The following is a 12,152-nucleotide window of genomic DNA, read 5'->3' as shown; positions in this document are numbered from 1 at the left end:
GCCGAAGGCGGGGGACATTCGCGGAGGGGAGTACCCGGTGTCATTCGCACGCACCCCGAACGCAGTGGACAGGAGCTAACAAAAATGGACGCACCCAAAGACATCGGCGGCCCAGCCCAACCGCTCCTGACAATCAAAGGCCTGGTCAAGCACTTCCCCCTGAAGAAAGACCCACTGGGCCGCGGCGGCGGCGTTGTGCGCGCAGTCGACGGCGTGGACTTCGAAGTGCTCAAGGGCGAAACGCTAGGCGTGGTCGGCGAGTCGGGCTGCGGCAAGTCGACCACCGCCCGCCTGCTGATGCAGCTCATCGAACCCACACGCGGCGAAGTCGTGTTCGACGGCCGCGAAGTCGGCAGCCGCGACCTGCCGCTGAAAGAATTCCGCCGCCAGGTGCAGATGGTGTTCCAGGACAGCTACGCCTCGCTCAACCCGCGCCTCACCATCGAAGACTCGATCGCCTTCGGCCCGCAGGTGCACGGCGTATCGCGACGCGAATCGGTGGAACGGGCGCGCGACCTGCTGGCTCGCGTGGGCCTCTCGCCGCAGCGCTTTGCCGAACGCTACCCGCATGAGCTCTCGGGCGGCCAGCGGCAGCGCGTGAACATCGCGCGGGCACTGGCACTGCAGCCGCGCATGGTGATCCTCGACGAAGCCGTCTCCGCGCTCGACAAGTCGGTGGAAGCACAGGTCATCAACCTGCTGCTCGACCTGAAGACCGAGTTCGGGCTGACCTACGTGTTCATCAGCCACGACCTCAACGTGGTGCGCTACGTGAGCGACCGCGTCATGGTGATGTACCTGGGCCAGGTGGCCGAGATCGGCCCGGCCGATGCGCTGTACGACGCGCCCGCTCACCCCTACACGCGTGCGCTGCTGTCCTCCATGCCGTCGATGGACCCTGACCACCGCACCGAAGAAGCGGCGCTCGCGGGCGATCCGCCGAACCCCATCAACCCGCCCTCGGGCTGCCGCTTTCATCCGCGCTGCGCGCTGGCCGCGCCGGTGTGCGCCAAGGTCGTGCCCGAACGCATCGTCACCGGCTCGCAGCATGCGGTGAGCTGCCTGATCCACGAAGCCGGCAGCGGGCATCCGATGGCCATCGAAACGCAGAGGCAGGCAGCATGAGCGCCGCGCCGGGCCGCCCCAAGCAAGCTCGCACCGCAGTGCGAAGCACGAAGGTACCCCAATGAGCGACAACAACGAACCGATGGTCCGCCTGCGCGACCTCAGCGTTACCTTCAGCGGCGGACGCAAGCCGGTGCACGCCGTCAGCGGCGTGAGCCTCGAAGTGCAGCGCGGCGAGGTCGTCGCGCTGATCGGCGAATCCGGCTCGGGCAAGAGCGTGACCATGCGCACCCTGCTGCGCCTGCACCCCGAGCGCCGCACCCGCATGGGCGGCACGGTGCAGGTGGCCGGCCGCGACGTGCTCGCGATGTCGCAGCGCGAGCTGGCCGACTTCCGCGGCAAGGTCGCGTCGATGATCTTCCAGGAGCCGCTGCTGGCGCTCGACCCGGTGTATTCGGTAGGCGCGCAGATCGTCGAGTCGATCCGCCGGCACGAATCCGTCTCGCAGGCCGAGGCGCAACAACGTGCGCTGGCGCTGTTCGAGCGCGTGCGCATTCCAAGCCCCGAACGGCGCCTGCAGGCCTACCCGCACGAGATGTCGGGCGGCATGCGCCAGCGCGCCATGATTGCACTGGCACTCGCCTGCAAGCCCCAGCTGCTGCTGGCCGACGAGCCCACCACTGCGCTCGACGCCACGGTGCAAATTCAGATCCTGCTGCTGCTGCGCGAGCTGCAGCGCGACCTGGGGCTGTCGGTGATCTTCGTCACGCACGACATCGGCGCCGCCGTCGAGGTGGCCGACCGCATCGCGGTGATGTATGCCGGCCGCATCGTCGAGGAAGGCACTGCGCGCGAGCTGATCCGCTCGCCGCGCCATCCGTACACGATCGCGTTGCTCAAGAGCCGCGCGCACGGTGCGCTGGCGCGCGGCACGCGGCTCGAAACCATCGGCGGCGCGCCGCCCGACCTGTCCGCGCTGCCGCCCGGCTGCGCCTTTGCCGAACGCTGCGCGCTCGCAAGCGATGCCTGCCGCACCGCGCAACCACCGGTGGTCGAGCTCGCGCCGAACCACCGCGTGCGCTGCATCCACACCGATGCCGCGGCGGCCATTGCGCCGGTGCTCGTCGCCTGACTGACAACCTCCACAAACCGTTCACCGCCATGCCTCTGCAAGACCCCGCCCACGCCTTCGTTCCGTACCCCGATGCGCCGGTGCCGCGCGCTGCGACCGGTCCGCTGGCCGACCTGAGCTTTGCGGCGAAAGACCTGTTCGACGTGGCCGGCTACCCCACGGGCGGCGGCAATCCCATCGTGCTGGCGATGTCGGGCATCAAGACCCGCACCGCGCCGACCGTGCAGAAGCTGCTCGATGCCGGCGCCCGCTTTGCCGGCAAGACCGTGACCGACGAACTGGCGTTCTCGATGAACGGCAACAACGCGCATTTCGGCGCGCCGATCAACGGTGGAGCGCCGCTGCGCATCACTGGCGGTTCGTCATCAGGCTCGGCTTCGGCCGTGTCGTCGAACCTGTGCGACTTCGCGCTGGGCACAGACACCGGCGGTTCGGTGCGCGCGCCGGCCAACCACTGCGGCCTGTACGGCCTGCGCCCCACCCACGGCCGCGTGAGCCTCGAAGGCGCGCTCGACCTCGCACCCAGCTTCGACACCTGCGGCTGGTTCGCGCGCGACATCGGCACCTTCGCGCGCGTGGCCGATGTGCTGCTGGGCGCCGACGCCACGCCCCTGCCCGAACGCGTGCGGCTGCTGCGGCCCGACGACGTCTGGGCGCTGGCCGTGCCCGCCGCAATCGAAGCGCTGAAGGGCGCTGCCGACCGCGTGCAGGGCCTGCTCGGTGCCGCCAAGGGCACCACGGTGGCGCTGGAATCCTTCGACACGATGTACTGGAACTTCCGCTACCTGCAGTCGCGCGAGGCCTGGCTCACCGATGGCCCACTCATCGAACGCTACGCGCCGCCGCTCGGCCCGGGCGTGGCCGAACGCTTTGCGTGGTCGCGCGAAGTGACCGATGCGCAGGTTGCAGCGGGCCGCACCTTCCGCACCGCATTCCGTGAGCACCTGGCCGCGCTGCTCGGCACCGACGGCGTGCTGCTGATGCCGACCATGCCCGACATCGCACCGCTGCGCAGCGACAGCGAAGCCGCGCTGGAGGACTACCGCAACCGTGCGATCCGCATGCTGTGCATCGCGGGCCTGGCGGGCTTTCCGCAGCTCTCGATGCCGCTGGCTTCGCGCGACGGTGCGCCGCTGGGCATTTCGCTGCTCGGACCGGCGGGGTCGGACCGATCGCTGGTTGCGCTGGCGCAGCGCATCGTGGGCTGAGGCCGGGGCGGCATCTTTCGGCCACCGTTAAAGTCGCCCCGAAAGCCCACCTCGGGCTCGGGAGCATCCATGCTGAGCTGGCAAGAAGCCGACATCCTTTCCGTCCTCGACCAGTGTTGCGAGAACTATGTGTTCCCGATGCTGGACAACGGCTATGTCTATCTCGCGGCCACGCGCATGTCGCTGTACCGGTCGCCGCACGATTGGGCCATGGTCATCGAAGTGTTTGGCTTCTCGCCAAGGTCAGGTATTCCCGACACACACGTGCACACCTTCGCCAGCCGGCTGCACGACCGCGCCCCGGGGACGAACTACGTCAACCGAGAGGCCTACGACAACTATCTTGCGCACAACCCGCACAACGAATCACGCTTCGTCTACCCCATCGAGGAAGGCGGATGGCAGGATGCCGAGAACCTCGAATGGGTTGCCGCCGGTGACAGGCACGAATTGACCCTGCGAGGCCAGACGATTCCAACGCCATCTCTGGCGGATTGCCGCGCCCACCGAATCGTCCCGCTGGACGAGGGTCGGCTCCACACCTTCGAACTCTGCCGCATCCTCGCAGCCACCCACCGCGACGACGTGCTGGCCACCGCAGCGGAGCGCCGCGCCAACGTGCTGCCGGAGATGGCTCAGATCCTGCAGCTCGAAGAATGGCATCACCCCGATGTCGTCGATGCACAGCACCGGCCCAGCAACTCGGCAACTTTCCAGCGGCTGGTCAGGGCGCTGGTGACCGGCGACACCGCGCACTACGAGCCCACGCTCAATCCGAACACCCATTGGATCAACTGGCCAGAAGGTGGCACCCTCTAGCCAACTTCTGCGTCGTCGCCTAACCAGGCAGGCTCGCCAGTTGCACGCTGCCGCTCTGCCGAAGAAAGCAGACGTCGCAATCGACGCCGCCTCCCGCGCGCTCGATCACCACGAAGTCGCCCGCATCTACCGCCAGCAGCGCGTGATGCCAGGTGCCGGGCGCGAGCACCACGCCCTGGCGCCCGTCGGTGACGAAAGCCGCGAGTTGCTGTGCCGAGGTGGGCGCCTCGCCCGCGCGGGCGACCACGATCACGAAGCGCCTGTCGCCCAGCGGCACGAAGGTCTGGCTGCCGAGCGCGTGGCGCTCCATCTCCGACACCTCGTGCGGAAAGCGCCGCGCCTGCGCGCGGAACAGCGCGAGCATCGGCCGTCCGCCTTCGGCGTCTAGCCGCAGGTCGCCGAGCAGGTCGAAGCGCTGTGCATTGCCTCCGTTGATGGGCCGGCCCTCGCCGGTGGGTGCCTCGATCACGGTGCCATACGGGGCAAAGGCATGGGAAGTCAGCGGCTGCGCGACGAGCAACGCTGCGCTGGCGGGAGAAAAATCGTTCATGCCGCAATTGCAGCAGAAAGCATGCCTTCCGCCACGCGAGGGATACTGTTCGCCATGAGCACGACAGAGCCCCAGTTGATCGCCCCGGCGCTTGCCGACGGCGGCCTCGCCGCCATGTTCACGGCACCGGGCGGCGCCCAGGCCTTTGCCGTACGCTGGCAAGGCGGCGTGCACGGCTATCTCAACCAGTGCCCCCATGCAGGCGGGCCGCTTGATTTCGAAGGCCAGGTGCTGGAAAGTTCAGGCCGCTTCCTGATGTGCGCGCGGCACGGCGCCATCTTCGAGCCCGACACCGGCAAATGCGTCGGCGGCCCCTGCCGCGGCGCACGGCTCACGCCGCTGGCGGTGCATGAAAAAGCGGACGGCAGCGTGTGGCTCGGCCAGGCCGAATGAAGACGAAGACAACCCTCCAGGAGAAAAAGATATGCGCAGCAACAACAGGCTTCACCCCCTCACCCTGTCGGTCACGGCCCTCGCCTTCGCCGGCCTCATGGCGGGCTGCACCGGCATGTCGCCCGGCAGCGGCAAGGCCTTCACGGGCATGAAGGTCACGTCGAGCGCCTTCGGCGACAACGGCGTCATTCCGGCCGACTACGCCGGCGCGGGCGACTGCGGCGGCAAGAACGTGTCGCTGCCCGTGGCGTGGAGCAACCTGCCGGCCAAGACCAAGTCGGTCGCCGTGCTGGTGTTCGACCCCGACGGCGCGGCCGGCCTCGGTGTGTCGCACTGGGTGGCCTACAACATCGCGGCCGAGCGTGGCGAGCTCAAGGCGGGCGAAGGCCAGGCGGGCTCGAACTTCAACTTCACCATGGGCCCGAACGTGGCCGGTGCGCCTGCCTATCGCGGCATGTGCCCGCCGGTGGGCGACCGGCCGCATCACTACGTGATGACCGTGGTTGCCACCGACTTCGCACCGGGCAGCCTGCCGGCAGGCCTTGCGCGCGACGCCCTGCTGGCCGCGCTCAAGGGCCATGCACTGGGCGGGCAGAGCGTGGTGGGCCTCTACAGCCGCTGAATGCAGCGGGTGCGCGAGTAATAATTAAGGCTTCAGTTCGCCGGCATTCGTCAGCCATGGCTGCAGCCGCTTCTTCGAAAGCTTCATCGATGGCCCAGCCCGCTGCCGCGTCTTCCCCCTCTTCGGCCCCACCGTCCATCGGCGACCTCGACGCCATGTTCGACCTGGCGCCCGTCTCGCTCTGGATCGAAGACTACGGCGACCTCAAGCGCAAGCTCGACGGCTGGCGCGCCGAGGGCGTGACCAACCTGGTGGCGCACCTGCATGCAGACCCGCAGCGCGTGAGCGACTGCATGGCGCTGCTGAAGGTGCTGCGGGTCAACCAGCACACGCTGAAACTCTTTGCCGCCGACAGCCAGGAAACCCTGCTGGGCGCGCTGGACCGCGTGTTCCGCGGCGACATGTCGGCCACCGTGGTGCACGAGCTCGACCAGCTGTGGCACGGCCAGCTCACCTTCGAGAGCGAGACCGTCAACTACGCGCTCGACGGCCGGCGGCTCGACGTGCGCGTGCGTGCCCGTGTGCTGCCGGGGTACGAAGACAGCTGGAGCCGCGTGCTGGTGTCGCTCGACGACGTTACCGAGCGCGTGGCCGCGCAGCGCCTGCGCGACGAGAGCGCCATGTACGCGCGCAGCCTGTTCGACCGCTCGCCCGTGTCGCTGTGGGTGGAAGACTTCAGCGCGGTGCGCTCGCTGCTCGAGAGCATCCGCGCACGCGGCATCACCGACTTCGCCACCTTCATCAAGGTGCACCCCGACTTCGTCGCGCGCTGCATGCAGGAGATTCGCGTCATCGACGTGAACCACGAAACGCTGCGCATGTTCGGCGCGCCCGACCTGCCCACGCTGCTGGGCAGCATCTCGCGCATCTTCCGCGACGAGATGCGCGAATCGTTCGCCGAGCAATTGCAAGACCTGTGGAACGGCAAGACCGTGCAGCATCGCGAGGTGCTCAACTATTCGCTGTCGGGCGAGGTGCTGAACATCCACATGCAGTTCGCGGTGCAGGAAGACCGGCAGGGCACCTGGGACCTGGTGCTGGTGTCGCTGGTCGACATCACCGCGCGCAAGAAGGCCGAGGCCTATCTGGAGTACCTCGGCAAGCACGACGTGCTCACGCAGCTGTGCAACCGCACCTACTACACCGAGGAGCTGAACCGCCTGTCGCGCAAGGGCCCCTGGCCGGTGTCGATCGTGGCCATCGACCTCAATGGCCTGAAGCAGATCAACGACCATGAAGGCCACGCCGCCGGCGACTCGCTGCTGCGCCGCATGGGCGAGGTGCTCGACAAGGCCGTCGACCCGCCGGCCTGGCCCGCGCGCATCGGCGGCGACGAATTCGCGGTGCTGCTGCCGATGACCGACGAGCGCGGCGCCGAGGCAATGCGCGAGCGCATCCTCACGCTGCTCGAAATGAACAACCAGTTCCACGCGGGGCAAAGCGGCCACGCCTTGAGCCTGGCCATCGGGCTCGCAACCTGCCATGGAGACGAGTCGCTGGAGGTTGCGCTGCAGCGGGCGGACCGGGCGATGTATGTCGACAAGTCACGGCATTACGAGAGTACAGCGGCAGAGCGGCGACAGCTGTAGCCATCAACACCAGGATGGCCAGACCGACAGTGTGTGAAAGTTGCGATTGCTGAAAAGAACCGATGCCCATTGAAGGCCTTGCCGAAGCCCTGATCCGACCCGTGATCGAACTGGTGCTGCAGCCCGTCGCGGAGGCCGTACTGCACCTGGCCGGCTACGTCACCGGATTCATCGTCGTTCCGGTCGCCACACTGGGACTCGTTGTCGTCGAGCAGCCCGAGGAAGGCGTCGACGCGATGACCTCGCGCTGGCTCAGAGCGCCCAGCGGGCGCATCGTGCTCAGCATGGACTGGGGCAGCGTAGTCGGCTTTCTTACCTGGCTGTTGATCGGCGTAGTGGCTCTATTGATCTACTTCACGTCCGGGCCTTCATAGCCAGGCACCCGAACCCGCTCCAGAATGAAATCGATGAACGTCCGGATCGCCCGCGTGTGCTGGCGGTTCGGCATGTAGAGCATGAACATCTGCGTGCCGAAGATGCTCAGGCGCCAGTCGTCGAGCGTGGTCACGACGTCGCCTTTGCGCACGTCTTCCTGCACCACGTAGTCGGGCACGAGCCCGATGCCCAGCCCCGCGAGGATGGCCTGGCGCAGGAACAGGAAGTTTTCCGAGATCAGCGTCGGCTCCAGGATCACTTCGCGCCTCGTCTCGCCTTGGTAGGCCGACACGCGCAGCTGTCGCCCGATGACGGCGGCGGTGACCACCGGCGCGCCCTGCAGTGCGTCCAGCTGCACCGGCAGCGGGTTCTTCGCCGCGTAGTCGGTTGAAGCGCAGGCCACATAACGCACCGGCCCCATCTCGCGCGCCACCAGGTTCTGCGGCGGCTCGGGAATCACGCGGATCGCGATGTCGACTTCGTCGCGCAGCAGGTCTTCGATGCGGTTCTCGAACACCACGTCGAGCACGATGCCGGGGTACTGGCGCTTGAAGTCGATCAGCCAGTCGGCCATCACCAGCTGGCCGTAGCCGCTGGGCACGCTCAGGCGCACGCGGCCCTGCAGGCCCTGCCCCAGCGTCGTTACCGATTCGCGGGCCGCCAGCAGCTCGCCCTGGATGGCCACGCCGTGCTGGTAAAGCCGCAGGCCGATTTCGGTCGGCTCGGCGCGCCGGGTGGTGCGCCGCACCAGCTGCGCGCCCACCGAGCGCTCCAGCTGGTTCAGGTGATAGCTGACGTTGGCGCGGCTCATCTTGAGCCGGCGGGCCGCCGCGCTCAGGTTGCCGGCGTCAAGAATTTCCACCAACAAAGTGAGCGACTGGAGGTCCATGGGCCGATTGTGTCAAAAATTCTTTGACAGTCTGTCAACCGCCTATGCAATTGTCAAAGCGGCGCAGCGGGCAAAGAATGCTGGGTTCACCCCCAGAGCCTCGAACCACACGGTTCGCAACGCAAAGAGACAAGCAAGCACATGGCCACCACAACTCCCAGCCCCTCCACGTCCAACGGTCCCGTCACCTTCCAGCGTCGAGGCGACGTGTTCGTGGTCACCATCGACAACCCGCCCGTCAACGCCCTGGGCGTGGATGTGCGCCGCGGCCTCGTGGGCGCCATCGACGCGGCCGAGGCCGACAGTGCTGCCGCGGCGGTGCTGATCGTCGGCGCGGGCCGCAACTTCATCGCCGGTGCGGACATCCGCGAGTTCGGCAAGACGCCGCAGCCGCCGTCGCTGCCCGAGGTCTGCCTGAAGATCGAGAACTGCACAAAGCCGGTAGTCGCCGCCATCCACGGCGCCGCACTGGGTGGCGGACTCGAAGTGGCGCTGTCGGCGCACTACCGCCTCGCCTCGCCCACCGCCAAGCTCGGCCTGCCCGAAGTGGCACTGGGCCTCTTGCCCGGCTCGGGCGGCACGCAGCGTGCGCCGCGCCTCATCGGCGTGAAGCCCGCGCTCGAGCTGATGCTCAGCGGCCGCCATGCGGGCGCGAAGGAAGCGCTGTCGCTCGGCCTCGTCGACCGCCTCGGCACCGATGCCGACGCGCTGGCTGAAGGCCTTGCCTATGCGCAGGAGTTGATCGCCGCCAAGGCCCCGGTGCGCCGCACGCGCGAAGCCGGCGCGCTGGCCGACAAGGAAGCCAGCCGCGCCGCCCTAGAAGCCGCGCGCGCCGACACCGCGAAGAAGAGCCGCGGCCTGTTCTCGCCGATGAAGATCATCGAAGCCGTCGAGGCCGCGCTCACGCTGCCCTTCGACGAAGGCATGGCGCTGGAACGCAAGCTGTTCCTGCAGTGCATCGACAGCCCGCAGCGCGCCGGCCTGATCCACGCCTTCTTCGCCGAGCGCGAAGTGCTGAAGGCGCCCGAGACCAAGAGCGCGAAGCCGCGCGCGCTGGAGTCGGCCGGCATCATCGGCGGCGGCACCATGGGCGCGGGCATCGCGGTGGCGATGCTCGACGCGGGCATGCCAGTGACCATGATCGAGCGCGACGACGCCCAGCTCGCGCGCGGCCGAGCCAACGTGGAGAAGGTGTACGACGGCCTCATCAAGAAGGGCCGCATGACGCCCGAGGCCAAGGCCGCCGTCATGGCGCGCTTCTCGGGCTCCACGTCTTATGACGCGCTCGCGCAGGTCGACATCGTGGTCGAGGCCGTGTTCGAGGAAATGGGCGTCAAGAAGGCCGTGTTCGCCGAGCTCGACCGCGTGTGCAAGCGCGGCGCGGTGATCGCCACCAATACCTCGTACCTCGACATCGACCAGATCGCTGACAGCATCTCGCGCCCGCAGGACGTGGTGGGCCTGCACTTCTTCTCGCCCGCCAACATCATGAAGCTGCTGGAGATCGTGGTGCCCGCCAAGGTGAGCGCCGACGTGGTCGCCACCGGCTTCGAGCTTGCGAAGAAGCTCAAGAAGGTGCCGGTGCGCGCCGGCGTGTGCGACGGCTTCATCGGCAACCGCATCCTCGCGGTGTACCGCCAGGCCGCCGACCACATGATGGAAGACGGCGCCTCGCCCTATCAGATCGACGAAGCGGTGCGCAACTTCGGCTACCCGATGGGCCCGTTCCAGGTGTCCGACCTGGCCGGCGGCGACATCGGCTGGGCCACGCGCAAGCGCAAGGCCGCCACGCGCGACCCGCAAGCGCGCTACGTGCAGGTGGCCGACCGCATCTGCGAGCGCGGCTGGTTCGGCCAGAAGACGCAGCGCGGCTACTACCTGTACCCCGAAGGCGCGCGCACCGGCGTGCCCGACCCCGAGGTGCTGGCCATCATCGATGCCGAGCGCGAACGCGCGGGCATCAAGCCGCGCGCCTTCACCGAGGAAGAAATCATGCGCCGCTACATGGCCGCGATGGTCAACGAAGGCGCCAACGTCGTGCTCCAGCGCATCGCCCTGCGCCCGCTCGACGTGGACGTGACCTTCCTCTACGGCTACGGCTTTCCGCGCCACCGCGGCGGCCCGATGAAATACGCCGACACCGTGGGACTGCCCAAGGTGCTGGCCGACATCCGCGAGTTCGCCAAGGAAGACCCGATCTTCTGGAAGCCCTCGCCGCTGCTGGTCGAGCTGGTCGCGCAAGGCGCCGATTTCGCCAGCCTCAATCAATCCGAGTAATCAGAGTCCATTCCAGTCAGCCGTCCAGGAGACATTCCCATGCGTGAAGCCGTCATCGTTTCCACCGCCCGCACCCCGCTCACCAAGGCGCACCGCGGCGAATTCAACATCACCCCCGGCCCCACGCTGGCGGCCTTCGCGGTGAAGGCTGCGGTCGAGCGCTCCGGCCTCGATGCGGCGCTGATCGAGGACGCGATCCTCGGCTGCGGCTACCCCGAAGGCACCACCGGCCGCAACATCGCGCGCCAGGCCATCATCCGCGCGGGCCTGCCGATCAGCATCGCCGGCACCACGGTCAACCGCTTCTGCGCCTCGGGCCTGCAGGCGATTGCAATGGCCGCGGGCCGCATCGTGGTGGACGGCGCGCCGGCCATGATCGCGGGCGGCGTCGAAAGCATCTCGCAGATCCGCTCGCGCAGCGCCACCGACAGTGGCGACAGCGGCATGGACCCGTGGATCGTCGAGCACAAGCCCGAGCTGTACATGGCGATGATCGAAACCGCCGACATCGTGGCAAAGCGCTACGGCATTACCCGCGAGGCGCAGGACCGCTTCTCCGCCGAGAGCCAGCGCCGCACCGAAGAAGCGCAGATCGCCGGCCGCTACAAGGACGAGATCGTCGCCTGCACCACCACGATGGCCGTGACCGACAAGGAGACGAAGGAGGTCACCTACCGCGAAGTCACCGCCACCGAAGACAACTGCAACCGCCGCGGCACCACCTACGAGGCGCTCGCCAAGCTGAAGCCCGTGATGGGCGAGGACAAGTTCGTCACCGCAGGCAACGCCTCGCAGCTGTCGGACGGCGCATCGGCCTGCGTGCTGATGGAAGCCAAGGACGCCGAGCGCGCCAACATCAAGCCGCTGGGCGCCTTCCGCGGCCTCGCAGTTGCCGGTTGCGAGCCCGACGAAATGGGCATCGGTCCGGTGTTCGCAGTGCCCAAGCTGCTCGCGCGCCACGGCCTCAAGGTGCAGGACATCGGCCTGTGGGAGCTCAACGAAGCCTTCGCCTCGCAGTCGATCTACTGCCAGGACAAGCTGGGCATTCCGTCAGAGCTTCTGAACGTGAACGGCGGCGCAATCTCCATCGGCCACCCCTTCGGCATGACCGGTGCGCGCCTCACGGGCCACGTGCTCATCGAAGGCAAGCGCCGCGGCGCAAAGTACGCCGTGGTCACGATGTGCATCGCCGGCGGCATGGGCGCGGCCGGCCTGTTCGAAATCTATTGAGGA

12 protein-coding genes are annotated in these 12,152 nt (G+C 67.8%); 10 read left to right on the top strand and 2 right to left on the bottom strand.

Annotated elements, in window-relative coordinates:
* Positions 1-84: 84 nt before the first annotated feature.
* The 4 genes from BMW87_RS21445 (at position 85) to BMW87_RS21430 (ending at position 4,224) form a co-directional block, all read left to right on the top strand.
* On the top strand, positions 85-1,125 hold the full coding sequence (locus BMW87_RS21445) for an ABC transporter ATP-binding protein (protein WP_093056359.1): 1,041 nt from the start codon (positions 85-87) through the stop codon (positions 1,123-1,125).
* A gap of 61 nt (positions 1,126-1,186) precedes the next feature.
* Entirely contained in the window at positions 1,187-2,197 is a 1,011-nt protein-coding gene (locus BMW87_RS21440) for an ABC transporter ATP-binding protein (RefSeq protein WP_256216858.1), read from the top strand.
* Positions 2,198-2,226: 29 nt separating this feature from the next.
* Positions 2,227-3,405, top strand: a complete 1,179-nt coding sequence (locus BMW87_RS21435) for an amidase (protein WP_093078529.1) — start codon at positions 2,227-2,229, stop codon at positions 3,403-3,405.
* Positions 3,406-3,474: 69 nt separating this feature from the next.
* Positions 3,475-4,224, top strand: a complete 750-nt coding sequence (locus BMW87_RS21430) for a DUF7003 family protein (protein ID WP_218149761.1) — start codon at positions 3,475-3,477, stop codon at positions 4,222-4,224.
* 19 nt (positions 4,225-4,243) lie between these two features.
* On the opposite strand, the gene BMW87_RS21425 is transcribed toward BMW87_RS21430, so the two are convergent.
* Positions 4,244-4,774 carry an ureidoglycolate lyase gene (locus BMW87_RS21425; protein ID WP_093078527.1) on the bottom strand — a complete coding sequence of 177 codons (531 nt, stop codon included), beginning with the start codon at positions 4,772-4,774 and terminating at the stop codon, positions 4,244-4,246.
* A gap of 54 nt (positions 4,775-4,828) precedes the next feature.
* Here BMW87_RS21425 and BMW87_RS21420 point away from each other — a divergent pair, with 54 nt between their 5' ends.
* From BMW87_RS21420 to BMW87_RS21405, 4 genes are all read left to right on the top strand, one after another.
* A complete protein-coding gene (locus tag BMW87_RS21420; RefSeq protein WP_093078526.1) occupies positions 4,829-5,167 on the top strand; it encodes a Rieske (2Fe-2S) protein in 339 nt (112 codons plus the stop codon).
* Between the two features lie 31 nt (positions 5,168-5,198).
* A complete protein-coding gene (locus BMW87_RS21415) occupies positions 5,199-5,789 on the top strand; it encodes a YbhB/YbcL family Raf kinase inhibitor-like protein (protein ID WP_093056363.1) in 591 nt (196 codons plus the stop codon).
* 89 nt (positions 5,790-5,878) lie between these two features.
* The gene (locus BMW87_RS21410) at positions 5,879-7,378 is read left to right on the top strand and encodes a sensor domain-containing diguanylate cyclase (protein ID WP_176928814.1); all 1,500 of its coding nucleotides are present in this window, start codon (positions 5,879-5,881) and stop codon (positions 7,376-7,378) included.
* A gap of 62 nt (positions 7,379-7,440) precedes the next feature.
* Positions 7,441-7,752 (top strand): hypothetical protein, encoded by a 312-nt coding sequence (locus tag BMW87_RS21405; protein WP_093078524.1) that lies wholly within the window; start codon positions 7,441-7,443, stop codon positions 7,750-7,752.
* On the opposite strand, the gene BMW87_RS21400 is transcribed toward BMW87_RS21405, so the two are convergent.
* Positions 7,728-8,642, bottom strand: coding sequence for a LysR family transcriptional regulator (locus BMW87_RS21400; protein WP_093056366.1), 915 nt, complete (start codon positions 8,640-8,642; stop codon positions 7,728-7,730). The two genes, BMW87_RS21405 and BMW87_RS21400, sit on opposite strands and share 25 nt — an antisense overlap.
* Before the next feature lie 141 nt (positions 8,643-8,783).
* On the opposite strand from BMW87_RS21400, the gene BMW87_RS21395 reads away from it, so the two are divergent.
* Entirely contained in the window at positions 8,784-10,919 is a 2,136-nt protein-coding gene (locus BMW87_RS21395; RefSeq protein ID WP_093078523.1) for a 3-hydroxyacyl-CoA dehydrogenase NAD-binding domain-containing protein, read from the top strand.
* 39 nt (positions 10,920-10,958) lie between these two features.
* Positions 10,959-12,149, top strand: a complete 1,191-nt coding sequence (locus tag BMW87_RS21390; RefSeq protein WP_093078521.1) for an acetyl-CoA C-acyltransferase — start codon at positions 10,959-10,961, stop codon at positions 12,147-12,149.
* Positions 12,150-12,152 lie beyond the last annotated feature (3 nt).

Source organism: Variovorax sp. OV084, from assembly GCF_900111625.1.
Classification (GTDB): domain Bacteria; phylum Pseudomonadota; class Gammaproteobacteria; order Burkholderiales; family Burkholderiaceae_C; genus Variovorax.
This window is presented reverse-complemented; position numbering and strand designations above follow the sequence as displayed.

Coding starts and splice junctions, on each gene's coding strand:
- BMW87_RS21395 (WP_093078523.1), top strand. CDS start 8,784: ATGGCCACCACAACTCCCAGCCCCTCCACGTCCAACGGTCCCGTCACC.
- BMW87_RS21420 (WP_093078526.1), top strand. CDS start 4,829: ATGAGCACGACAGAGCCCCAGTTGATCGCCCCGGCGCTTGCCGACGGC.
- BMW87_RS21440 (WP_256216858.1), top strand. CDS start 1,187: ATGAGCGACAACAACGAACCGATGGTCCGCCTGCGCGACCTCAGCGTT.
- BMW87_RS21425 (WP_093078527.1), bottom strand. CDS start 4,774: ATGAACGATTTTTCTCCCGCCAGCGCAGCGTTGCTCGTCGCGCAGCCG.
- BMW87_RS21415 (WP_093056363.1), top strand. CDS start 5,199: ATGCGCAGCAACAACAGGCTTCACCCCCTCACCCTGTCGGTCACGGCC.
- BMW87_RS21400 (WP_093056366.1), bottom strand. CDS start 8,642: ATGGACCTCCAGTCGCTCACTTTGTTGGTGGAAATTCTTGACGCCGGC.
- BMW87_RS21445 (WP_093056359.1), top strand. CDS start 85: ATGGACGCACCCAAAGACATCGGCGGCCCAGCCCAACCGCTCCTGACA.
- BMW87_RS21410 (WP_176928814.1), top strand. CDS start 5,879: ATGGCCCAGCCCGCTGCCGCGTCTTCCCCCTCTTCGGCCCCACCGTCC.
- BMW87_RS21435 (WP_093078529.1), top strand. CDS start 2,227: ATGCCTCTGCAAGACCCCGCCCACGCCTTCGTTCCGTACCCCGATGCG.
- BMW87_RS21405 (WP_093078524.1), top strand. CDS start 7,441: ATGCCCATTGAAGGCCTTGCCGAAGCCCTGATCCGACCCGTGATCGAA.
- BMW87_RS21390 (WP_093078521.1), top strand. CDS start 10,959: ATGCGTGAAGCCGTCATCGTTTCCACCGCCCGCACCCCGCTCACCAAG.
- BMW87_RS21430 (WP_218149761.1), top strand. CDS start 3,475: ATGCTGAGCTGGCAAGAAGCCGACATCCTTTCCGTCCTCGACCAGTGT.